This is a genomic window from Chlorogloea sp. CCALA 695, from assembly GCF_003003885.1.
In the GTDB taxonomy this organism is placed as follows: Bacteria; Cyanobacteriota; Cyanobacteriia; order Cyanobacteriales; family Chroococcidiopsidaceae; genus Aliterella.
This window is the reverse complement of record NZ_PVWN01000017.1, coordinates 58,210-81,716: the sequence shown is the minus strand read 5'-3', so window position 1 is coordinate 81,716 and position 23,507 is coordinate 58,210. Positions and strand designations below refer to the sequence as shown.

Here is a 23,507-nt window from a genome sequence, read left to right as displayed (position 1 = left end):
ATTTCTTAATAATCTTCTTTTTTACATCTTCAAAGTTTACGATATTTGTAGTGGGTTTGATCTCAAATTGCTGTAAGATCGACGAACACTGTTGTAGTGGGAGCCGTTTTTGCAGTATTAATAGTTAATTGCCCATAGTGCAGTTCGGCGAGTTTTTGGACAATAACTAAACCCAACCCCAAACCCTGCTGAGCGTAAAACTCCCGCTCAAATTGTCTGCAAGCACCGATACTAGCAATTTGCTCTAGTGTCATTGCACACCCAGTATTGGCAATAGTTAGCTGAAAAACATCATTATTTATAACGGCTCTAATCTGTACTGGTGTGCCAACTTCGGACAGGCATAAACTTCAATCCACCGATAGCCACCGTAATTTGTTATGTAACAAGCTTCATGACGGTAGTATTCTTGCTGACGTTGAATGAGAAGTTGGGAAATTTCTAGATTTTGCTGGCGATCTTGAGGATGTATGTAGTCTAAGAAATTTGTTCCTAAGCTTTGATCGATGCTAAATTCGGTAATTTCTGTCCACGCCGGATTAAGAAAAGTCCATAATCCTGTCGCATCGGTTTGAAAAATTACTTCTTTAACGTTGTCAACAACAGTACGGTACTTTTTTTCGTTTTCTTGAAGGGCTTTTTCGGCATTAGAGCGATCGCTAATACCTTGAGCTATAGAGGCAACTCCAACAACATTGCCATAGTTATCTACTAAATCGGTGATAATAAACGGCTCAATTTGTAAAATTCCATGCGCGCAAAAGGCAATATCTCTAGCAGTTTCACAGACTTCGATGCCGATTTTTGATTTCAATCATTGGCGATCGCGATCAATTAAACTAATTATTGCTGTTGGCACTCCACAAATATACGCTGCCAAGCGCGTTAAGTTGTCAAAGACACTTTCTGTAACCGTGTCAAGAATTTCATACTTGTTTAAAGCTTGCAGCCTGGCAGTTTCATTACTTGGTAGTAGGGCTTTCACGGGAAGAAAATTCCTACTATTATTAGACTTCATAGGTTAGCTTTGAAGCCGTTTGTAAAGGAGAAAACTGTTATTTTTTATTGAGAAAACCGACGATTTGCCCAATTTGCTGTTTGAGAGCATTAATTTCTGCTTGCATACTCGCTATTTTGTGCTGCATTACCTGAATTTCTGACGTTCCGGTACTGTGCGTACTGTTTCGAGTAATCCCTGTTGTAGTGGTAGTTCCTTTGGGGGGCAATTTAGATTTTGCCATTGCTGACTTGATTGCGCCAATTAAGTCTTTTTGCTCAAAGGGCTTTAAAATAAATTCAAAATGCTCAAAGGGTTCTTGAATTTTCTCTACTACTTCTTCTTTGCGCCCAGACATTAAAACTAAAGGAATTTTACGCAATTCGGGGTTTTGTTGAATTTGCTGAAATACCTCCCAGCCACTCATTTTAGGCAAGAGAAAATCAAGCATAATCAAGTTTGGCATTTCTTGGCGAATTAAGTTGATGCCCTCTAAGCCATCTTTTGCCTCTAAGACTTCAAAGTTACCTGGGGGCAACATTTCTTTTACTCGTACCCGAATTACGCGGCTGTCGTCAATAACTAAAATTTTACGGGTGGTCATGGGTTAGTCCTATAGGGGAGAATTTAAGGTAGTAATATTACTAATGTAGTTATGACTGGCATAACCCTAAATTAAACTTAACGCTTGGGTTAGTTTCTATTCAAGAGAAATTTTACTGAGAACTGCAATTTGGTGGGATTTTATTTCATGTTAAATTAAGTAATATTACTGATTACTTAGTAGTCTTTATAAAATTATTTGCATTGTTTAAATACTTATGAGTGAATCACCATCGTTGGCGCGAGGAGCGAGAACTATTGAAGCAATGCCAGACTGGTTGCGTCGTCCCTTAGGCAAAGCTAAGGAAATCTCCACCGTTCAACGCATCATCAAGCAACGGCAAATTCATACTATTTGCGAAGAAGCCCGTTGTCCAAACCGGGGTGAGTGTTACGCCCAAAAAACGGCAACTTTCTTATTAATGGGCCCAGTATGCACGAGATCGTGCGCGTTTTGTCAAGTAGATAAAGGTCATGCACCGATGCCTTTAGATCCTCAAGAGCCGCAAAAAATAGCCGAAGCCGTGCAACTATTGGGTTTAAAGTATGTAGTGTTGACTTCTGTAGCGCGGGATGATTTGACGGATGGAGGCGCAAGTTGGTTTGCTAAAGTAATTGCTTATACCCGTTGCTTGAACCCGGAAACCCAAATTGAAGTGTTGACTTCAGACTTTTGGGGTGGTAGAGAAAGTTCCGAGCTATGGCCAACTCGCATTGCTACGGTGGTAGAAGAAAAGCCTGTATGCTACAACCACAATATCGAAACGGTGCAAAGGTTACAAGGACGAGTGCGGCGGGGGGCTAAATACGATCGCTCGTTACAAGTATTGCAAATAGTTAAGGAGTTAGATCCGCAAATAGCTACCAAATCTGGGTTGATGCTCGGACATGGAGAAACCCAAACTGAGGTAATTGAAGCAATGGCAGACTTAAGGAGTATAGAATGCGATCGCTTGACTTTGGGGCAGTATATGCGTCCTTCTTTAGCACACTTACCAGTAGAAAAGTATTGGACACCAGAGGAATTTACCCAATTAGGAGAAATTGCCCGGAGTATGGGTTTTAAACACGTGCGATCGGCTCCTTTGGTTCGCAGTTCTTATCATGCGGGAGAAAGTGAATAGGGTAACAATTACCAATTACCCATTACCCATTACCAAAAATATTTCTTCAGATTTCTAGTCAAAGGTAGCGTTCTTTGGTATTCCTTAATTAAGTTACAAGAAAAAGGATTTGTACTGATGACAGCTAAAATGAACGATCCCAAGGGCGCAACTATGAATAATAGCACTGCTCCTTATCCCTTTCGGACTATTGTTTCTTTGCTTCTTTTAGCTGGTAACTTTTTAGTTGCCGCCATCTACTTCCACGTGATTAATCCCTAGGATTAGCTAAAAGAAGGCGCACGTTATTTAGCGTGCGCCTTTGCTTTAAATAGTGCTTCTAAATAAGCCTTTAGGACGAATTAGCAATACTACAATCATCAACGACAAGGCTACAGCTAGTTTGTATTGAGAACCCAACCAGGGGGTACTCATTTCTTGGCTAATGCCAATAATCAAAGCCGCCGCGATCGCTCCGTAAGGGTTGCCAATGCCGCCCAAAGTCACCGAGGCAAACATTGGTAAAATTAAAAACCAGCCCATATTAGGGCGCAACCCGGTAGTCAAACCATACATACAGCCTCCCAGAGCGGTCAAAGTTCCAGCAATTATCCAAGTCCAAAGCACTACCCGCTCGACATCTATACCCGAAACCCTCGCCAAGTCGATATCGTCAGCTACCGCGCGCATTGCCTTGCCAACTTTGGTGTACTGCAACAGATAATGCAATGCTAAAATTGCGATCGCGGCAAGCCCGACAACTAATAACTGATTTTGAGGTATTCGTAGTCCCCAAAAGGTGAGAGCATCACTAACAGGCAAATCGTAGCTTTGACTAGCGCCGCCCCAAATTAAAATAATGCCGTTGCGGATAAATAAAGCAAGCCCAATGGAGATAATAATTAGAGTAGTTGAACTAGCTCGGCGATCGCGCATCGTTGACCATAGCAATTTTTCCGACAATAGCATTCCAGCTACCGTGCCGAATCCACCTAAAATTATCGATAGCCAAATATTTAGACCCTGAAGATTGGCACTAAGAGCAATGTAAGCTCCCAAAGTCATAAAATCTCCATGAGCAAAATTTGATAAGCGCAAGATACCGTAGGTAAGCGTTAACCCTACCGCCGCTAAAGCGATAATACTGCCGACAGCAATGCCATTGATGAATAATTGCGCTAGTTGTCCAGCCATAGGTTATTTTTAACTAAAAAGTATTGATTATCAGGATAGAGTGTGGAGAGAAGTTAGGAAAAGTAACTTTGCTTGCCATGAGACTCAATAAATAATTAGCTGCACTATATGCGCCGTTTTTATTTTACTAGCTTGCGCGATCGCTCAATTTTGCTGATACTTGTTTGTATCGTACCTGTACTAGGGATGACCCTTTACAATGGGATCGAAGCTCGGCGTTTGGGTATAGATCAAACAAGAGCAGAGATGCTCAAAGTTAGTAGACATGCGGCTACGCATCAAACTCAGCTTCTTCAAAATGCTCAACAATTATTATTAATACTGGCAAAATTTGCTCAAGTTCACACTCCAGCAGCAAAAGAATGTGAAGCCCTTTTAAAAAATGTGTTACAGTCTTACCCGATCTATGAAAACATCGGGGTAGTCAAAGCCAATGGCAACATAGTTTGTAGTGCTTTGCCCTATTCTATGCCAATCAAACCCCAAGAACGCTATTGGTTGCAACAAACAATAACCAATCGTACTTTTACTGTAGGCAAGTCTCCACAGCATGGCTCTAATCAAAACTCTGTAGTCTGCGCCTACCCAATATTAAACGAGCAAAATCAAGTAGAATTGACAGTCTTTTTAATCTTAAATTCTAATTGGCTCAGTACAATTATCCCAAAAATATTGCTTCCTGAAGGGGCAGCTTTAAGCATACTCGATCGCAATGGTTTGGAAGTCGCTCGTTATCCAGAGCCGAAAAAGTTGCAAGTAAAATCTACTTTGCATCTGCCAATCATTAAACATATGCTGGTTACAAGCAAAGATATAGCAAAAATTCGTAGTGTAGATGGTAGCGAACATTTATATGTAGCTACAGAGGAAAACTACTCTGTCGACCCTAATAGATATATGGCGGCTATTAGCGTTTCCCAAACTGATCCCTTTGCTCAAGCTAACCGGACTTTGAAGCGTAACTTGCTAGGACTTGCCTTAGTAACCGCGATCGCTTTTGTTATAGCTTGGATTGGTAGCGAAGTATTTTGGATTCGTCCTTTAAAAAGTTTAGTCAATGCTACCGCACTTCTGGCGGCGGGGGATCTCACTACTCGCACCAATTTACCCAACCGTCAAGAAGAACTTAGCTTCTTGGCGCAGACTTTTGACTACATGGCTCAATCTTTAGAGCGCCAACTGACCGATTTGCAACGAGCAGAATCTGAAGTTAGGCAACTTAACCAAACTTTAGAGCAAAAAGTCAATGAGCGTACCGCACAACTAGAATTGACTAATAAAGAATTAGAAGCATTTTCTTATTCTGTCTCTCACGACTTACGCGCTCCCTTACGACATATTACTGGTTTTGTTGAAGCTCTGGAGCGAAGGTTAGAACCGACTGGCGCTTTAGAAAATGAGAAAATAGCTCATTATCTTAATGTAATTGATACCAGCAGCCAGAAAATGGGATTTCTGATTGATGGTTTGTTGAGCTTGTCGCGGATTGGGCAAAAACCATTAATCAAACAAACTGTTGATCTCCGTCCTTTGGTTGATACCGCCGTTGCTTTGGCGATGGAGCATACAAATAATTCTGCAATAAAATTTACCATTACAGAATTACCCTCCGTAATCGGCGATCCTATTCTACTTCAACAAGTATTTAGTAATTTAATCGACAATGCTGTTAAATTCAGCAGCTTTCACTGTTCGCCTCAAATTAAAATTGGTTTTTTACCTGACAGCACAATTTTTGTTCAAGATAACGGCATCGGTTTTCAAATGGAATATGCAGATAAGTTGTTTGCTGCATTTCAGCGATTGCATCCCCCACAAGATTTTCCCGGTACAGGCATTGGACTTGCGATCGTCCAAAGAATTATTCACCGTCACGGCGGCACAATTTGGGCTGAAAGTCAACCCAATTTAGGTACAACATTTTATTTTAAAGTTTAATAATTATCTCTTGGGGTTGTAAAATCTGTACAGCTAAAATTATAAAATTATGAGTTTAATGATTTAAAATAGAGTTGACTTGAAATAAGTAGTTAGCAATACTTTTTTAGAGCCTATTTAGCCTTAATAAATTTGTTTTACGGATAAGAGTATGCAAGGTCGAGCGCAGCAGTTATGATAGGTCAAAGTCTTAATTATTTTTAGTTTCAAGTTTTAAAAAACAGTTGATACTCCAGCTCTAGCTGGTAATGAGAAACCTAAAATAATTCAGTGCGGCACGAAAAAATCGCTATCTTTGACCAAATGTAAAACAGGATACATTTAGAGTTTAAGCTAAATAAATTAAAAATATATTTATAATTATAAATCCTTATATTTTGAGCGCTATCCAATTAATAATACTTTAGCAGTAGTCAAATAATGGCTGATTTAGATTGCTCTCAAGCTGGATCTTGGCAAGAATTGCCCATCGAACTATCCCTAAACTTATTGATTGTCGAAGATGTAGCTTCTGACGTGGAATTGGTGACGCTGGTTTTAGAAAAAGCAGAAATACCGTTTTCCTATCAATCTACAGATACCTTAGAAGGTACTAAACAATTGCTACAAGCCCATACTTACGATGCAGTAATAGCAGATTATCGTTTACCTCAGTTTACAGCGTACCAAGTGTTAAAAATACTACAAAAAACTGGAAGAGAAATTCCGTTAATTTTAGTTACTGGGAGCTTGGGAGAAGAAGCCGCCGTTGACTGTATTAAAGCTGGAATGACCGATTATGTACTTAAAGATCGGCTATTTCGTTTGCCAGTAGTTTTAAAGCGATCGCTAAGAGAGTTTGCGATGCGTCGTCAGCAGCAAGCAGCTTTAAAGAAAGTTGAGCAAAGAGCGAAAACTGAAGCAATTATTAATCAGATTGTTCAAGCAATGCGCGGTACTTTAGTAATAGATGAAATGCTGCAAACTACCGCTAATATGTTGCAGTTAAATTTGAACCTTAGTTGCTGCATTATGGTTCAAGCGAATCATCAAGGGGAAATGAACATTAACTACGTTAGCGAAGCTAACGCCGCTAAGAAATATTTTGTTGATAGTAAGTGCGGCTTATATCCACACTATCAAGCTCAATTAAAGCTAGGTGAAATAGTAGTTATGTCTACTATTGACGATACTGTAGCGCCAGAAATTCAGCAAATTGCTTTAGAGGGAGGAATTCGCTCCTTAATAATTGCTCCTTTATTGCACCAACAGATCGAGTTAGGCGAAATTGTTTTACTCCAGTGCGATCGCGTTCGTCAGTGGACTGAAGATGAAATAGGGTTAATTAAAACCATCGCCGAGCGTTGCGCGATCGCAATTCACCAAGCTAAGTTGTTTCGCCAAATTCAAGAACGAGCAGGTAGAGAAGAAACCTTAAACCAAATCGCTAGAGCAATTAATTCTAGTCTCGATCCAGAATTTATTTTACAAAAAATAGTTCAACTAACTGGCGAATACTTTGGAGTAGACCAAGTAGTTATTTTTTGTATTGATTTAGAAAACGAACAAATTTCCATTCGTAGTGAATGGAGAGCAAGGGAATCCGTTGTATGTATCCAGGGATTTCAAGAACCAATCGGGGAATGGCTCGACTTGTTACCGGGAACACAATCCCAGACTGATCAAGTTCTGCACGTACCTACAGAGAAAGAACAATCAGAACTTTCAACCAAGGAATTGGCGCTAATTGAGCATGGACAAATTCTTTCGATCCTAAAAACACCTATTTATATTCGAGATAAGTTTTTTGGTGGTATAAGTTTGCATACAACTACCAAACATAGAGCATTTAGTAAAGAGGAAATCGAACTATTGAAACAAATTGCCGATCAAGCAGCGATCGCTCTCTACAATGCTCAAAGTTATGAGATGCTGGAAAAATTAGTTAAAGAACGCACTCAACAATTAGAACAAGAAAAATTAATTTCTGAGGCGGCTAATTTATCGAAAAGTGACTTTTTAAGTAATATGAGCCACGAATTAAGAACCCCATTAACGGGGATATTAGGATTTTCTAATATATTGCTACAACAAATTTTCGGACCATTAAACGCCAAACAACAACAATACATAGAAGGTGTCGCAAGTTGCGGCAATCATTTGTTGGAACTCATTAACGATTTGTTAGATTTATCTAAGGTAGAAGCCGGGAAAGAAGAACTAGCTGTAGAAACGATTGTAGTAGAGGAACTTTGTCAAAGCTGCTTGGCGTTTATTCGAGAACAATGTTTACAACAAAACTTGGAACTGAAAATATTAATTGCTAGTGATGTCACAACTTGGGTAGCCGATCGCCGCCGAGTTAAACAAATACTTGTAAATCTATTATCTAATGCCGTCAAGTTTACAGAACATGGATCGGTAACGCTGCAAGTAAAAAAAAGTGGAAATAATTTAGAGTTATCAGTAATAGATACAGGGATTGGAATAGACAAAGCAGAGCAATTAGGGTTATTTCAGCCCTTTAAACAACTAGATAGCGGTTTAAATCGCAAATATGAAGGTACAGGGTTAGGTTTGGCTTTGTCACGCAAATTAGCGCGGCTGCATGGGGGAGACATTACTTTAAAATCGCAAATGGGACAAGGAAGTTGTTTTACATTGCATCTACCAATGTCACAATTGCCCTAAAGAAAGCAAAACTTGAAGTTTTATAAGCAAAATCTTTAAAATAAAATAGAGCGACCTAAAGTAATGAAAAATGCAACAAAAAATTGAGCAACTAAAAACCTTATTTGCAGAGATGGAGAGGGCGATAATTGCTTACTCTGGGGGGGTAGATAGTGCTTTGATTGCCAAGGTTGCCTATGATACGCTAGGCGATCGCGCTCTAGCTGTAACGGCGGCTTCTCCTTCGCTGCTACCGGAGGAGTTAGAAGACGCTTGCATTCAAGCAACCGAAATTGGCATTGCTCATCAAATAGTCCAAACTCACGAAATGGACAATCCCAACTATCGAGCAAACCCAGTAAATCGTTGCTATTTTTGTAAGAGCGAGTTGCACGACACTCTTAAACCCTTAGCTAAAGAGCTTGGTTATCCTTACGTGGTAGATGGGGTAAACGCTGACGATTTACACGACTACCGCCCAGGAATCGCCGCCGCCAAAGAAAGAGGAGCGCGATCGCCTTTGGCAGAATTGGGCATCACTAAGTTTGAAGTTAGGCAAATATCCCAAATTTTAGGCTTATCTTGGTGGGATAAACCTGCTCAACCTTGTCTTAGCTCTCGTTTTCCTTATGGTGAAGAAATTACTATTGCTAAGTTGCAGCGTGTAGGGAGAGCAGAAGTGTATTTAAGAAAGTTAGGGTTTAATAATTTGAGAGTGCGATCGCTCGATGATACGGCAAAAATTGAATTAGCACCGGAACAAATTAAGGAATTTGTATTAAAGTGCGATCTACAGAAAGTCGTCTCAGCTTTTCAAAGCTACGGTTTTATGTACGTGACTTTAGACTTGGAAGGCTACCGCAGTGGCAAATTAAACCAGGTTTTAAATCCTGTCTCCTTGCCAGTTTAGATAAATGTAGAGGTATATTTGGATATACCCACTACAAAAGGATAAATAAATGGGTTTTAAGCTAGACAAGATTATTCTTTGGGGGCGATCGCTAAAGGAATATATTGGAATGTTTAATCTAACACCCGATGAATTTAATTTATCGATTCTTGATTGTGGAGGCGGCCCAGCTAGTTTTAATGCCCAAATGACGAGCCAAGGACATAAAGTAATATCGTGCGATCCAATTTATCAATTTAGCGCCGATGAAATTTCTGGGCGGATTCAAGAAACTTACCAAACAGTTATTGATGGGTTAAAAGCAAATTTAGCTAATTATGTTTGGCAAAATATTGAGTCGCCAGAACAATTAGGAAAAATAAGAATGGAGGCAATGAATCAGTTTTTAAATGATTTCCCTTTAGGATTGCAAGAGGGGCGTTATGTATTAGATGAATTACCTAACTTATCCTTTAAAGATCGACAATTTGATTTAGCGTTGGTTTCTCATTTGCTGTTTACCTACTCAGATCATTTATCATTAGAGTTTCACTTAAATTCTATTAAAGAATTGTGCCGAGTTGCGAAAGAAGTACGCATATTTCCCTTATTAAATATTTCTGGGGAGCAATCGGATTTACTCTTACCAGTATTGCAGGAGTTAGACAATAGCGGATATAAGGCAGGAATCCAACAAGTTGATTATGAGTTTCAAAAAGGCGGAAATCAATTATTAAAAGTAAGTTTATAGATAAACAATGACTCAAACAATCTGGATTGCTAGACACGCCAACCGCTTAGATTTTGTAAATCCCGATTGGTTTCTTACTGCCGAAAGACGTTACGATCCGCCGCTTTCTGATGATGGTTTAGTGCAGGCATCCCAATTAGCCCAACGTCTAAAGAACGAGAACATTACAGCTATTTTCTCATCGCCGTTTTTACGCACAGTACAAACAGCAAATCAAGTTGCGGAAGTTCTAGACTTGCAGATTAAACTCGAATCTGGACTAAGTGAATGGCTAAATCCTGAGTGGATGAGCGAAACCCCGGAAAAAATGTCAATAGAAGATTTAGGAGCATTATTTCCCCGGATTGATACTAACTATAATTCTCGCATCATTGCTCAATATCCAGAAATCGGAGAAACTGCATATTTGAGAGCGGGAGAAACAGCAAGAAAACTTGCTGAGGAGTTTTCCGAAGATATATTGCTAGTAGGACATGGTGCATCGGTAGTCGGTGCGACAATAGGATTAGTTGGAGGAGTTGCCAAAACTGAAATAAAAGCAGCTTTATGTTGCTTAATTAAAGTGGTGCGCGTCGATCCACATTGGGTATTGCAATTAAAGGGGGATACCTCCCACCTTGCTCAAGTAGAAGAAGTAATTCGGTTTAATTAGGCTCATGAATTTATTATTGGCGGGAGATATAGGCGGTACTAAAACTGTCTTGCGGCTAGTAGAAGCATCAGATGGATCAATTTTGCTGACTTTGTATGAGGAGCGCTACCGCAGCCGCGATTTTAGCGATTTAGTGCCAATGGTGCAGCAGTTTCTTGCTACCGCCGCCCAAAAACTAGGGGATTCGTCGCCACCAGCAAGGGCTTGTTTTGCGATCGCTGGGCCCGTTGTCAATAACAGTGTAAAGCTAACTAATTTAGCGTGGTTTCTGGATGCAAAACGCCTAGAGGAAGAATTGGGTATTGCTCAAATTGCGTTAATCAATGACTTTGAAGCGGTTGGACATGGCATTTTAGGTTTAGATGCGTCGGACTTGTATTCTTTGCAAAGTGGCAATTTACAACCAATTGCTCCCATCGCGGTAATTGGCGCGGGGACAGGTTTAGGTGAAGGTTTTTTAATTCAAAATGGGGATAGTTATCGAGTTTTTGCCTCCGAAGGCGGACACGCAGACTTTGCGCCCCGCTCGGAATTAGAGTTTCAGCTATTGAAATATTTGCTAGATAAGCACGATATTGCGAGTGTTTCTATAGAGCGGGTGGTGTCAGGTCAAGGGATTATTGCAATTTACCAATTTTTGCGAGATTGGCATTTTGCCAACGAGTCGCCGACTATTGGGCAAGTTGTCCGAACTTGGGAAGAAGAAGCAGGTAAAGGAGAAAGAACTGTCGATCCGGCGGCGGCTATAGCTTCGGCGGCTTTAGAAAAACGCGATCGCCTTTGCGAACAAGCTATGCAAATGTTTGTCGAAGCTTACGGCGCAGAAGCAGGAAACCTAGCTTTGAAACTATTGCCTTATGGGGGTTTGTACGTGGCTGGGGGAATTGCTGCCAAAATCTTACCTTTGTTAGAAGATGGTTCTTTTCTTCATGCTTTTACTCATAAAGGGCGAGTAAGTTCGCTATTGAAAAGCGTTCCTGTATACATTATTCTCAATCCTCAAGTAGGACTAATTGGGGCAGCAATGAACGCTGCAAAGTTATAGTTGTTGGCTGCAAGCGGTGCGAAACTGGCTAACTACTCGATCTAATCCTACAGAATGGGAGGCCTTGAAAAGCAGGCGATCGCCCTTTTGGACAAATTCACCTAATCGCCGGACTAAATCTGTAGGAGTTGTAAAACATTCAACGGCTAAAGGACTTGCGGCATTGGCGATCGCTTGAGCATCTGCGCCATCAACTAAAATTAGTAAAGCATCTAAATTTAACTCTTTTACTTTCGCGCCTACTTGGGTGTGAAAATCGTTCGAGAAGTCGCCTAATTCTTTCATCGATCCTAATACAGCTATGCGTCTATTTCCTGGTGTTTGAGCCAGTAGTTGCAAAGCTGCGATCATAGATTCGAGTCCGGCGTTGTAAGTTTCATCTAAAATTACAATGTCGCCTGCTAACTCGTAACGTTGACTCCGCCCCCCAGGCATATTTACTGTTAAGTTTGTAGCGTTTAGCGCCCAATCAATTTTTAAAGACTCTGCGATCGCTATAGCCGCCAGGAAGTTAGAGGCGTTGTGTGTACCTGCTAGAGGTAAAGATAGCTGTGTTTGTTTGATACGAATAGTCTCGTTATCGAGCAATTGTCCTTGCAAATCGCCGTTTTCTAAGCCATAACTAATAGTTTTTCCTTGCCAAACTTGGGCAGAAACCGTCATTAATCGTTTGTTGTCTGCGTTGAGAATAGCAATACTACTTTTTGGCATTTCTGCTAATAATTCACATTTTGCTCTGGCGATCGCATCAACCGATCCTAAGCGTCCTATATGTGCTGTGCCTACATTAGTTATTACCCCAATGGTGGGAATCGCTATTTGAGTTAATAAAGCAATTTCCCCTGTTCCCCGCATTGCCATTTCAATTACTGCAAATTGATGTTCATAGCCTAGTTCTAGCAAGGTTTTGGGTACGCCAATTTCGTTGTTGTAATTTCCTCTAGTTTTCAAGACTTTGCCTTGAGTTTCTAAAACTGCGGCAATTAATTCTTTAGTTGTAGTTTTGCCTACCGAACCCGTTACGCCAATGACGGGAATAGAAAATTGTTTGCGCCACCATTGGGCGATTTGTTGGTATGCCTGGAGGGTATCTTTGACTTGTAATACTGGTAAATCTGGACTTGCAAAATCCTGGGTAACAATTGCCGCGATCGCACCCTTAGCGATCGCCTCTGTTACAAATTCATGTCCGTCAAAGTTTTCGCCACGTAAAGCTACAAATACATCTCCCGGCTTGATATTGCGGGTATCAGTTGTGATGCTGGCAATCGCACCTATTGCAGCGTCAGATAAATTTATTGGTTTAGCGGCGATAATTTCCGCTAATTTGGCAAGAGTGGCACTACAAGGCATAGTTCGCGTTAAAAATTCCTAATCGACTCGTGCTATTGTCTCAGGAATTTGTCTTAACCTAACAAAAGCAAATGTTTTAACTTGCCTCTTTAACAGGAGTTCTCTTTCGGCATCTACACTTATATCTTTGCCTGCTATCAACTCTTACATTGAGTTTCAATTTTACTCAGTGTATCTCAAGATTGGGCAAAGTCTACCTCTAGGAAGATGCGGAAACTTTGTATACCAGTACCTTGCACAAAACTTTTCAAGAGGGCGGAAACTTTGAGCTTAGGAGGAAGAATTGATTATTAATTAAACCACTTAGTTTTAAAAGGATGCGTATCGCCTTCTTCGATAATTTCAATTACTGATAAGCCGATGTAGGAAGTTGCAATTAAGAGCATCGAGGAAACTAAATAAGCATTCGTAACGATTTTTAGCGCGGTTTCCATGAAAATGTAAGTAGTCATCGCTGGGTCTTCTCTCTTTCTATCTGTAGTTGGTGTTACTATATTTCTTCACTATGTGGCTGTTAAATTCCACCGAGAAATTACTACTTTTAGGTTTCGTAACAATATATTACACCCGTAATAGCACGGGGACATAACAAAAAAAGACATTTTCAAGCTAGGCATTGTTCCACCGTAGCTAATACTGACTGTGATAGCGCCTCTAAGTCATACCCACCCTCAAGCCCAAACAAAACTCTCCGAGTGAGTTGCAAGCAATAATTTGTCAAGGTTCTATAATCAGGAGGTTGCAAATCGATATTAGCTAAAGGATCGGCAGCATTTGCGTCATAACCTGCACTAACGATTAATAAATCTGGTTGAAAGTCAACAAAAAAAGGAATTACGGCTTGTTCAAATAGCGATTGGTAAACAGAAATTGTGCTACCTGCAAGGAGGGGTAAGTTTAAAACATTTTCGTACTCGCCTCGTTCGGAAGCCTTGCCTGTACCTGGATAGCAAGGAAACTGATGCAAAGAACAGTAGGCAATTTGCGGATTAGTTTTGACAATTGCTTGCGTACCATTGCCATGATGTACATCCCAATCTAAAATTCCAACTTTATTAATGGCTAGTAGTTTTAAAGCATAGTTAGCGGCGATCGCAGCATTGGAAAATAAACAAAAGCCCATACCTTGACTTTTTTCGGCATGGTGTCCGGGAGGACGTGCTAAAACGAAAGCTGGGTTATTGGTAGCCAAGACACTATCTACCCCATCTAGCCACGCACTAACCGCTAGTAAAGCCACATCGTAACTAGCCGGGGATATAGGAGTATCAGGATCGAGAGAACCGCCGCCACTACGCGCTATCTGCTTAATAGTGTTAATGTGTGCTGCTGTGTGAACTTGGTTTACAGAAGTTATTACCCGTTCATCTACAGGAGTCGGCGATTTCCACTCTAGTTGATGGGCAAAAGGAGCCGATTTTAGGGCGGATGCGATCGCAATTAATCGTTCTGGTTTTTCGGGGTGAAATCTCCCTGTGTTGTGTTTGAGAAATTCCTCAGAGTAAATAATTGGTAATTGGGAATTGGTCATTGGGAATTGGTCATTGGTTATTACCCATTATCCATTACCCTTTATAACGTTGAGCAAGGATAAATTCAGCTACTTGCAAATCTACGGGGGTAGTAATTTTGAGGTTTGTTTCTTCCCCTTCAACTATTTGTACGGGCAATCCGCACCTTTCAAATAAAGCCGCATCGTCTGTAACTTCCCAACCTTGAGACAAACCGAAGTCGTGGCATTGTTTGAGTAATTTAACATCAAAAGCTTGGGGAGTTTGCGCCGCCCATAGTTGCCGCCTGTCGGGGGTACTTTGAATTAATCTATTTTCATCTACAACTTTGATTGTGTCTTTAACTGTCACCGCCGCAACTAATCCTTGGCAATGAGCGATCGCTCTAGCGCACCGATCTATTAATTCAGGTGTAGCCAAACATCTCGCACCATCGTGAATTAATACTCTTTCTGCGGTAGCTGGTAGCGCCTGCAAGCCGTTGTAAACCGATTCTTGGCGGGTAGCGCCACCGTATATTATCTCTACCTCCTTAGTCACTGATAGCGCTGCTAAAATTTCTTTAATATATTCCTCATCGTTGGGTTGGGCAATGATGCCCATCCAATTGATGCTCTGAGCGGCTTGGGCGGCGATTATTGTCCAAGTAAGTAGAGGTTTTGAGCGCAAGGTTAAAAGTAACTTATTGCGCTCACTGCCCATTCTGCGCCCCATTCCGGCGGCGGGAATTAATAAGTGCATTCTGCTTTGATTTGTAAGAATAACTCCCCTGGCGCGATCGCACTAGGGAGCGGCGGACAATTAATTATTTCAAATAAGTAACAGTTCTCCTAAAATAAGGAGCGAGTAATAGTAAAGAAATATTATGCGAATAGTAGCCTTAGTGCCTGGCAAAATTGGCGATCAAATTTTATTTTTTCCTACCCTGGACAATTTAAAAAGAGTTTATCCCGACGCGCAAATAGATGTGGTAGTCGAACCGGGTTCCAAAGCTGCCTATCGAGTGTGCAAGTCTGTCACTGACGCGATCGCCTTTGATTTTAAAGATCGTAACAGTCTGGCTGACTGGGGCAATTTAATCGGTTTGCTGCGCGATCGCGAATACGACATTGCTATCTCTCCCCAATCTCAGTTTTTGTTAAATCTATTATTATGGCTTACGGGTATTCCTACTCGTGTGGGCTACAAAGGCAACGGTTCATTCTTTTTGACTGATACCGTTTTACTAAAATCACAACAACAACCCGCCGCTAGGTATCACGATTTGCTACAAGGGTTGGCTAAAAATTCCCCAGTTTCCCCACTAAATATCAATGTACCTTCCTCGGACATTACCTGGTCTGAAAAAGAACAACAACGTCTAGGCATTAACGAAAGCGGTTACGTCGCTTTTTACGATAGTCAATCTCCCGATGTTAATTCAACTTATCCCGTTACTTTTTGGCGGCAAATCGTCCAATCTTTGCAGGAAAAACAACCAAATATACCTGTAGTAGTCATAAAAGATGCTAGTAACGAGCTTTTTGTCAAGTCAATGTTGGCATTTTTCCCTAATCTCAAAGTCATTTTTCCCGCAGATATGGGCAAGTTAGCGGCAACGATCGCTTCGGCAAATTTGCTAATATGTACCGACAGTGCGCCAATGTATCTAGCTTTAGCAGTCCAAACTTATACGGTTGCTTTAGTTGAAACATCACTACAACAAAGCGATCGCTTTGTTGTAGTGACTTCGCCAACAGGGAAAATAGCTGATATTTCGCCACAAAGTATTATGCAGTGTATTTGGGGACAGTAAGAAAAAGACGCGGGTTTCCGCGTCTACTTGCTATTTATTGGTCAACAAATAGGGTGTTATTGTTGGGATTACGATATTTTTTGATGGCTTTTATACCTTTAACATTCTTAGAAGTCTTATCTCTAGTGGCGGCGCGGCTTTGTTCGTCAGTTAGCTATTTCTTGCTTACGCAGGTTTTAAAATTAGATAATTTCTTCTACATCTATCTTTAGATACGACTTATACATCTGTCTTTTGTAGGGTTAATTTAGTTAGTTTGGTTGATTAACCTAAGTTGTTGACTGTCAATACAAACAATCAGACACTTTTAACCATGACCTTTGCTACCGACGAAAACACAAAGAAATCTGTAGAAACGTTCAAAAGCTTTGATACAGATACTCAACTAGCTATTCTTTGGTTTGGTTATCTCGATCTTAAAGATAAACTAAATCCTGGCAACTCTGCCTCGGCTCAAGATAGTGCTGGAGCGTTTTATGATCGCATTAAAGCCATGCCTCAAGACCAACAATTGCAGGCGCAGCGAGACATTGCTAGTAGCACAGCGTCTGATATTAGCCACAGCTACACCGCCCTGAGTTCTAGCGGTAGATTAGATGTATGGTTGCGTTTAGCTCAAGGTATGGAGGAAGGTGTAATTATTCAAGTACCTTCGGACTATCAATTGCCTTCAAATACTGATGAGTTTGTTAATCAAATCAAACAACTCGACTTTGAACAACGCATTAATTTTATGCGGAGTTTGGTGGTTGAAATGGGTGCTAAATAGCAAATAATTACATCGTAAAGATAGAGAACTTAAAGGTCTCTATCTTTCAAACTTTGCTAAACACTGCATTCTACTTCAAGCCAAAGTAAATTATCAACTATTGCTATCTAACTGCTTTAATAAGCGGCGAATTACCGGAGCATCTTGAGCATTAGGAACTTGTTGCAAATAAGTTTCAAAATCTTTGACTGCGGCTACCCAACGACCAATTTGATAATAGATTAAGCCGCGATCGCGTATTTCTACAATCGCGCTAGGAAACAACATCAAAATGCGCTCAACGGCAGCTAAGGCTTTTTCTAATTTTTGACTATTGAGATAAATTAGTTTTAAATTGCTTAACAGTCGCGCTAAAAACTGCCGATTGGTCAAAGGTGCTAAAAATTCTGGTTGCATAGTTACGGGTTTACCGTAAAGCTTTGTTATACGTTCTTGACAATCGTTAAAAAACAGCACTTCACCGCGATTAAAAGGATCGACAAATATATCCATTTCAGCAATTTGGGGACGAATTACAAAATGTCCTGGCATCCCTACTCCTACCATAGGAAATTTAATTCGTTTGGCGATTTCTAAGTAGATTAGCGATAGAGTAATTGGAATCCCTAGTCGTCGGTCGAGAGCATCGTTTAAAAAACTATTACGCGGATCGTAATAGTCAGCAACATTAGCCCTAAAACCCAACTCATCGTACAAGTAACTGTTAATAGCTTGAATAATTTTTAAAGGATAATTCTGCGTTGGTAAGCGTTGTATTACTTCCGATGCCATAGTATCTAAAGTATTAAAATGCTTAATTACATCTAAGCGGGGATATTCTTCTTGAGCAATATATAGTGCAGATAGTGCTAAATCGATTTGGTCGTCTGGTTGACTAATTTCTTGCTGAAAGTATTGTCGCGATCGCAAATCACTCATATTTTAGATTTTGCCTACTTAAGTAATTAAACCAGTTGTTTTTCGTAGTAAAAAAATTTAATCGGGGCGTGATAAAAAATGATTACATCTCTTACTCTCTTTCCTAAACCGCAGTAATTGCTTATTTTATTCTCTGCGTTCATCTTGTTTTTTAGTCAAACATACTACAAGTTTACAATCTTTAGCTATATTGAAACCGCTTGTCAGACAATACTAGATAATTTTCCCTGCTGATATTACCTATTTCTAGTGATAGGTAAAGAATAAACTTCTTGGCGATCACTCTTTTCGGCAACTTTAGCCGTTCTACTCTAATCTAAGACAAAAAATTGCTGTTTATTTACTAAGGCGTTAAATCATACCACAGATAATTACAATTTATTCACCCTAGCTATATGCGTATTCATTAAAGTTGAGTAATTATTTAGAGCGATCTTAGAGCCAACAGTTGAGTATTTATGCTAACCCTGTGGGTATCGGTAATTACTTTGACTGTATAAATAAAAAGTTTATAAATTAATCAAACTTTACACATAAGTTAGACATAACCTAACCACTGCATGACGATTAAGTTGTCATCCTAGATAAGGAGGGGTTAATAAATCTTTACTTAACTTGTCCTAGCCAAAGAAGCCCAGACTGCCATCCGTCAAGAGAGAACACAGAGAGTATGACACCTATAACCAGACGACAAGCACTCAAGCTAGGAATGCTTGCAGGTGGTTCGCTAATATTACCGATTGCCTTTCAAGGTCGTAGCTATGCGGGAGATGCTGGAAGCCCAAAAGTAACTCCCTTCACACTTCCATTTCGTGTCCCGCCCGTACTCAAGCCCGTGCGTAGCGATAGCACTACCGACTACTACGAAATTACAATGAAGAAAGCTTCTGTAGAAATTCTCCCGAAGCTGAAGACTGAAGTTTGGGCTTACAATGGCATTACTCCTGGCCCGACGATCAAACAGAACAAAGATCGGCGATCGGTAGTTAGATTTATAAACAATAGTGTAGGTACGCCCACTTCAGTACACTTACACGGTATGGCATCGCTGCCAGAATACGATGGCTATGCTGAAGACCTAACTAATCCAGGTCAATATAAAGATTATATTTATCCTAACAACCGCGCTGCAACGTTGTGGTATCACGATCACGCTATTCATAAGACCGCCCGCAATGTCTACATGGGACTAGCAGGTATGTATTTAGTTCAAGACCAAGAAGAACTCAACTTGCCTTTGCCTAAAGGTGATTACGATGTACCGATAGTTATTCAAGACAAGCAGTTTGGCGCAAGTGGTAATCTGATATTTGATGACCAAGGCGAAGACAGTCAATTCGGCGACGTTATTTTAGTTAACGGTGTACCTTGGCCAAAAATGCAGGTAGCAAATCGTAAGTACCGTTTCCGGATTTTAAATGGTTCGGTTTCGCGCTCTTACGAATTGGCTCTTAGCACTGGTGAACCACTGATTGTAATTGGTACCGATGCTGGTTTGATGAGTGCGCCAGCACCAGTTAAAAGTTTTCGGATTGGAATGGCAGAACGTTATGAGGCAGTTATCGACTTTTCTAAATACAAAGTTGGAACCAAAATTACTCTCAAAAACCTCCAGCCAGATAACAATGACAATTACGATGGCACAGAAAATGTCATGCAGTTTGAGGTGATACGGAGTGAAAGCGATCCTAGTTCTATTCCTAGCAAGCTGCGTTTAGTTCAGCCTATCGCTGCATCGTCCGCAGTCCGCACTCGTGAATTTAGATACGAACGTTCTAATGGTTTATGGGTAATTAATGGGAAAACTTGGGACAATCAACGCTTTGATGCTAGCCCCCAGCTAGGTGATGTAGAAATTTGGAAAATATACAACAACGCTGGCGGTTGGTTCCACCCCATCCACATCCACCTGATAGATATGCAAATCCTTGACCGTAATGGGAATGCTCCCTTTGCTTACGAAAAAGGTTGGAAGGATGTGTTTTATGTAGGTGCAAACGAGTCAGTCAGAGTCATTGGTAAGTTTGGACCAAATACTGGTACTTATATGACCCACTGTCATAATACAGTCCACGAAGACCATGACATGATGAATCAATTTAAAGTAGGGGCAGCTAGTGTAAACCTTGCTGCCAAAGCTCCGGCTAAGTCTCTACCCGCACCAGCCCTATAGGCAAGTGCCATAATTTGAGTAGAGCAAAGGTTAATCCTGTAGCCCCGCGCTACAGGATTACCTATTTAACTCAATTATCACAATGGGGCAGTAGCGCTGCTAATTTAAGCGCAAATGACTCAATATTAGCAACAATCATCTTTAGGAATGCAACACCATCGCTCAATTTGGCAACGGCTAAAAAATCGAGAAATAAATTGTGATGAAGCATTAAAAATTTTGGTAGACGAACAGGGAGTTGTAAATTTAGATTTGCTCGACCCTGAAGTGAGCCAAAGATTTCTGCGCGAGTTTCCTGATCGCAAAACTTTACCGTCGCTAATTCCTTTATTACTATGGCGTAATTGCTATTTTCTAGGTAGTTCTATACCGCTTACCCCTGATGCAATTAAAAAATTAAGCCAACAGACTCTCACCGATATAAAGTTTATTCCCATCCAACACAAAAGTTACCGCGCTTGGGTTCACAGTCACAATCAAGTTGACAACAACCGTCTTAGCTCGGCTCCTTTGGTAAATCCTTTAACTGGCGAACTAGAAAAAGAACACGTAAAAGAAGAAGATATCAGCGAATCTACAGAGTTTTCTCTGTCAAAAGCCGCCGATCAAATTAGTAGAATTAAAGCAATTATATCTAGCGCTTTACGGAGTCGAGCTAGTGATATTCACTTAGAGCCAATGCCTAACGGGTTGAGAGTACGCTATCGTATTGATGGCATTCTGCGAAACATCACAACTTTGCCGTTGGAAGTTAGCCGCAAAGCAATCATTGCCCTCAAAGTTATGTCTGACATGGATATATCGGAAAGTCGCCGACCTCAAGATGCCAGGATTGGGGATAAATATATGTCCGAACAAGATGGCGAACAAAGCTTAGATATGCGTGTCAGCACTTTGCCTTGTATTGGTGGTGAAAAAGCTGTAATTCGACTTTTACCTAGGGAAAATAATTTTTCTAGTATTGAGGAATTAGGTTTTAGCGATCGCACTTTAGCAACTTACAAGCATTGGTTACAACAGCCCCAAGGAATGATTATTTTTACAGGGCCTACAGGTTCGGGTAAAACCAGCACTCTTTACACCAGTTTGCAAAGGTTGGCTAAAGAACACGTCAATTTGGTAACAGTAGAAAACCCTGTAGAATACGTGTTACCGGGTATTACTCAAACTCAAGTCCATGAGCCTGCGGGTATGACTTTTGCGGCAGGTTTGCGCGCAATTTTGCGTCAAGATCCAGACATTATCATGATTGGCGAAATTCGTGATAGTGAGACGGCAGAAACGGCGATTAGGGCAGCTTTAACAGGACACTTGGTACTTACAACTTTACATACTAATGATGCTATTAGCGCAATTCCCCGTTTGAAAGACCTCTGCCCAGATGCGGGGTTTATTAGCGATGCGCTTTTAGGTGTTGTAGCTCAACGTTTAGTCCGCAAAATTTGTCCTCATTGTGCAGACAAGTATACTCCAACCGATGCAGATTTAAAAGCTTTAGGTTTAGATAGGGAGCAGGCAAAATCAGACAATTGGAGGTGTGGGAAAGGCTGTGCAAAATGTTTTAGTTCTGGATACTTAGGACGAGAAGCACTGGTAGAATTATTAAATATAGATAGTAATGTGCGGCGGCTAATTTACGAAGGTACAATGACTCAGTTGCAACACTATGTTAATGAAGCTAACTTCGATTCTTTTCGCGTTGCGGCAATCAAGAAAGTAACCAGTGGTGTAACTACCGTACAAGAAGTTTTGCGCGTATTGCCTCATAGTTCTTTGTACTCTAAACCTGTAAATATTAGTGACTTAGAGCATCATAGAGCGCTACTAAATGTCAATTAGAAGAGCTTTTATTTTAGATATTTTGTCAGAGAGAATTTATGTATAAGTCAAGTCAGGCGATCGCTTTAACAGTAGTAATTGGGATAAGTTTAATAGTTGGCAATAAACCTGGGATTGCTCAAGTTCATGGCGGAGGGCATTCCTCACATAGTCCAACTGCGACTCCAGAAAGTATTAAAAGCGATAGTGTTACCGAAAGTCATGTTAATGATGGGCTAACTAAGCTACATCAAAAAGACTACAAAGGGGCGGTGGAAAGGTTTGGTAAAGCGATCGCAATTCAGCCTAATCATCATCTAGCATATACCTATCGAGCCGATGTTCAACTCTTGCTAAAAAACTACCAAGAGGCGGTTGACGATTACACCAAAGCTATTAAACTTAATCCCGCTCATTCCCATGTCCGCAATGGTCGAGGTGTCGCCTACGCGGCTTTAGGTGACTACAAGCAAGCTATTGAAGATCATACCCAGGCTATTAGTATTTATCCTGAAGAAGGTGCAAGCTATCGTCATAGAGGAGCGGCTTATTACCAGATTGGGGAAAATGAAAAAGCTATGGAAGACTTAGATAGTGCGATTGGTCGTAATGAAAAAGACGCACAAGCTTACACCATTCGCGGCGAAGTTCATGCTAAGTTAAAAAATACTCCTAGTGCGATCGCTGATTATCAACAAGCCGCCAAACTTTTTTTAGCTCAGTCTAATCAACCCGGTTATATCAAAGCTACTAATCTGGCTAAGTCGCAGCAACAGCTAAATACTCCAGCTTCTAAGTAGCTTGTTAATACTTATTTTAATTGCGCTCCAGATATATTGCTTGGGGCGCAATTATTTTTTGTGAGAACTCTAATTAAATTATTCCTTAAATAAAAGTTTAATTGCTATCTCCATACAAATCATCATCAAATTTTTTGATAGCGTCACTATTATAAGGATTAACGAACGCTACATTTGACTTTGAAGAATTTGCCTCTTGGGGTGCTTGTTCACATAAGCCGTTAAGATCCCACGTTTTTCCATCAGGAGTTTGTAAATAACATAATGGGGTCTCTACCTCGGCTTGTACTAATGCCGCAGGTTCGGGTTGTTGAGACGGAGGGTTGCTAAAAGCTGTATCTACTACTACTAGACTTAAAGCAACGGATAAACAGACTACAAATAATTTTTTCACTGCTTTTTATTTCCAGCTATATATTACTTATTGTAGCAACTTATTAATACTAAATAAATCTATCTAAAGCTGAATAATTAATTACACAAATGGTTAAGTATAGACTATTAATCAAAGTATTAAATCACACTAAGGAAAAAAATAAGTTATAAAAT

24 protein-coding genes are annotated in these 23,507 nt (G+C 40.5%); 13 read left to right on the top strand and 11 right to left on the bottom strand.

What is annotated here, in order from left to right; genetic code table 11:
- Positions 1-62: 62 nt before the first annotated feature.
- The 4 genes from C7B70_RS11505 to C7B70_RS11495 all read right to left on the bottom strand — a co-directional run bounded on the left by C7B70_RS11505 (position 63) and on the right by C7B70_RS11495 (position 1,601).
- A complete protein-coding gene (locus C7B70_RS11505; RefSeq protein ID WP_339376702.1) occupies positions 63-275 on the bottom strand; it encodes an ATP-binding protein in 213 nt (70 codons plus the stop codon).
- A gap of 23 nt (positions 276-298) precedes the next feature.
- Positions 299-814: a PAS domain-containing protein gene (locus C7B70_RS11500; RefSeq protein ID WP_106369189.1), complete on the bottom strand. Its 516-nt coding sequence runs from the start codon at positions 812-814 to the stop codon at positions 299-301.
- Positions 815-985 carry a hypothetical protein gene (locus C7B70_RS26325; protein ID WP_158260483.1) on the bottom strand — a complete coding sequence of 57 codons (171 nt, stop codon included), beginning with the start codon at positions 983-985 and terminating at the stop codon, positions 815-817.
- 70 nt (positions 986-1,055) lie between these two features.
- On the bottom strand, positions 1,056-1,601 hold the full coding sequence (locus C7B70_RS11495; RefSeq protein ID WP_106369188.1) for a PleD family two-component system response regulator: 546 nt from the start codon (positions 1,599-1,601) through the stop codon (positions 1,056-1,058).
- 217 nt (positions 1,602-1,818) lie between these two features.
- On the opposite strand from C7B70_RS11495, the gene lipA reads away from it, so the two are divergent.
- Complete coding sequence (gene lipA / locus C7B70_RS11490) at positions 1,819-2,724, top strand: lipoyl synthase (RefSeq protein ID WP_106369187.1); 906 nt, start codon at positions 1,819-1,821, stop codon at positions 2,722-2,724.
- A gap of 117 nt (positions 2,725-2,841) precedes the next feature.
- The gene (locus C7B70_RS11485; protein ID WP_106369186.1) at positions 2,842-2,985 is read left to right on the top strand and encodes a photosystem I protein PsaX; all 144 of its coding nucleotides are present in this window, start codon (positions 2,842-2,844) and stop codon (positions 2,983-2,985) included.
- Positions 2,986-3,030: 45 nt separating this feature from the next.
- On the opposite strand, the gene C7B70_RS11480 is transcribed toward C7B70_RS11485, so the two are convergent.
- The gene (locus tag C7B70_RS11480; protein ID WP_106369185.1) at positions 3,031-3,897 is read right to left on the bottom strand and encodes a branched-chain amino acid ABC transporter permease; all 867 of its coding nucleotides are present in this window, start codon (positions 3,895-3,897) and stop codon (positions 3,031-3,033) included.
- Between the two features lie 108 nt (positions 3,898-4,005).
- Between C7B70_RS11480 and C7B70_RS11475 the strand changes: the two genes are divergently transcribed.
- The 6 genes from C7B70_RS11475 (at position 4,006) to C7B70_RS11450 (ending at position 11,821) form a co-directional block, all read left to right on the top strand.
- The gene (locus C7B70_RS11475; RefSeq protein WP_106369184.1) at positions 4,006-5,835 is read left to right on the top strand and encodes a sensor histidine kinase; all 1,830 of its coding nucleotides are present in this window, start codon (positions 4,006-4,008) and stop codon (positions 5,833-5,835) included.
- A gap of 420 nt (positions 5,836-6,255) precedes the next feature.
- Complete coding sequence (locus C7B70_RS11470; RefSeq protein WP_106369183.1) at positions 6,256-8,505, top strand: ATP-binding protein; 2,250 nt, start codon at positions 6,256-6,258, stop codon at positions 8,503-8,505.
- 70 nt (positions 8,506-8,575) lie between these two features.
- Complete coding sequence (gene larE / locus C7B70_RS11465) at positions 8,576-9,394, top strand: ATP-dependent sacrificial sulfur transferase LarE (RefSeq protein WP_106369182.1); 819 nt, start codon at positions 8,576-8,578, stop codon at positions 9,392-9,394.
- Between the two features lie 49 nt (positions 9,395-9,443).
- On the top strand, positions 9,444-10,124 hold the full coding sequence (locus C7B70_RS11460; protein ID WP_106369181.1) for an SAM-dependent methyltransferase: 681 nt from the start codon (positions 9,444-9,446) through the stop codon (positions 10,122-10,124).
- A 7-nt stretch (positions 10,125-10,131) separates the two neighbouring features.
- Positions 10,132-10,776 (top strand): histidine phosphatase family protein, encoded by a 645-nt coding sequence (locus C7B70_RS11455; RefSeq protein WP_106369180.1) that lies wholly within the window; start codon positions 10,132-10,134, stop codon positions 10,774-10,776.
- A gap of 4 nt (positions 10,777-10,780) precedes the next feature.
- A complete protein-coding gene (locus C7B70_RS11450; protein WP_106369179.1) occupies positions 10,781-11,821 on the top strand; it encodes a glucokinase in 1,041 nt (346 codons plus the stop codon).
- Here the strand turns inward: C7B70_RS11450 and murF are convergent.
- From murF to ispD, 4 genes are all read right to left on the bottom strand, one after another.
- Positions 11,816-13,174 carry a UDP-N-acetylmuramoyl-tripeptide--D-alanyl-D-alanine ligase gene (gene murF / locus C7B70_RS11445; protein WP_106369178.1) on the bottom strand — a complete coding sequence of 453 codons (1,359 nt, stop codon included), beginning with the start codon at positions 13,172-13,174 and terminating at the stop codon, positions 11,816-11,818. The two genes, C7B70_RS11450 and murF, sit on opposite strands and share 6 nt — an antisense overlap.
- A gap of 290 nt (positions 13,175-13,464) precedes the next feature.
- A complete protein-coding gene (locus C7B70_RS26960; RefSeq protein ID WP_199192201.1) occupies positions 13,465-13,626 on the bottom strand; it encodes a hypothetical protein in 162 nt (53 codons plus the stop codon).
- A gap of 152 nt (positions 13,627-13,778) precedes the next feature.
- Complete coding sequence (locus C7B70_RS11440; RefSeq protein WP_106369177.1) at positions 13,779-14,705, bottom strand: histone deacetylase; 927 nt, start codon at positions 14,703-14,705, stop codon at positions 13,779-13,781.
- Between the two features lie 34 nt (positions 14,706-14,739).
- A complete protein-coding gene (ispD, locus tag C7B70_RS11435) occupies positions 14,740-15,426 on the bottom strand; it encodes a 2-C-methyl-D-erythritol 4-phosphate cytidylyltransferase (RefSeq protein ID WP_106369176.1) in 687 nt (228 codons plus the stop codon).
- 124 nt (positions 15,427-15,550) lie between these two features.
- Here ispD and C7B70_RS11430 point away from each other — a divergent pair, with 124 nt between their 5' ends.
- Both C7B70_RS11430 and C7B70_RS11425 read left to right on the top strand, forming a co-directional pair.
- The gene (locus C7B70_RS11430; protein ID WP_106369175.1) at positions 15,551-16,480 is read left to right on the top strand and encodes a glycosyltransferase family 9 protein; all 930 of its coding nucleotides are present in this window, start codon (positions 15,551-15,553) and stop codon (positions 16,478-16,480) included.
- A 313-nt stretch (positions 16,481-16,793) separates the two neighbouring features.
- The gene (locus tag C7B70_RS11425) at positions 16,794-17,249 is read left to right on the top strand and encodes an orange carotenoid protein N-terminal domain-containing protein (protein WP_106369174.1); all 456 of its coding nucleotides are present in this window, start codon (positions 16,794-16,796) and stop codon (positions 17,247-17,249) included.
- A gap of 93 nt (positions 17,250-17,342) precedes the next feature.
- On the opposite strand, the gene C7B70_RS11420 is transcribed toward C7B70_RS11425, so the two are convergent.
- Positions 17,343-18,167: a SirB1 family protein gene (locus C7B70_RS11420; protein WP_106369173.1), complete on the bottom strand. Its 825-nt coding sequence runs from the start codon at positions 18,165-18,167 to the stop codon at positions 17,343-17,345.
- Positions 18,168-18,837: 670 nt separating this feature from the next.
- Between C7B70_RS11420 and C7B70_RS11415 the strand changes: the two genes are divergently transcribed.
- From C7B70_RS11415 to C7B70_RS11405, 3 genes are all read left to right on the top strand, one after another.
- Positions 18,838-20,340: a multicopper oxidase family protein gene (locus C7B70_RS11415; protein ID WP_106369172.1), complete on the top strand. Its 1,503-nt coding sequence runs from the start codon at positions 18,838-18,840 to the stop codon at positions 20,338-20,340.
- 147 nt (positions 20,341-20,487) lie between these two features.
- Complete coding sequence (locus C7B70_RS11410; protein ID WP_106369171.1) at positions 20,488-22,179, top strand: GspE/PulE family protein; 1,692 nt, start codon at positions 20,488-20,490, stop codon at positions 22,177-22,179.
- 38 nt (positions 22,180-22,217) lie between these two features.
- Complete coding sequence (locus C7B70_RS11405) at positions 22,218-22,958, top strand: tetratricopeptide repeat protein (RefSeq protein WP_106369170.1); 741 nt, start codon at positions 22,218-22,220, stop codon at positions 22,956-22,958.
- 97 nt (positions 22,959-23,055) lie between these two features.
- Here the strand turns inward: C7B70_RS11405 and C7B70_RS11400 are convergent, their stop codons facing one another.
- On the bottom strand, positions 23,056-23,352 hold the full coding sequence (locus C7B70_RS11400; RefSeq protein WP_106369169.1) for a hypothetical protein: 297 nt from the start codon (positions 23,350-23,352) through the stop codon (positions 23,056-23,058).
- Positions 23,353-23,507 lie beyond the last annotated feature (155 nt).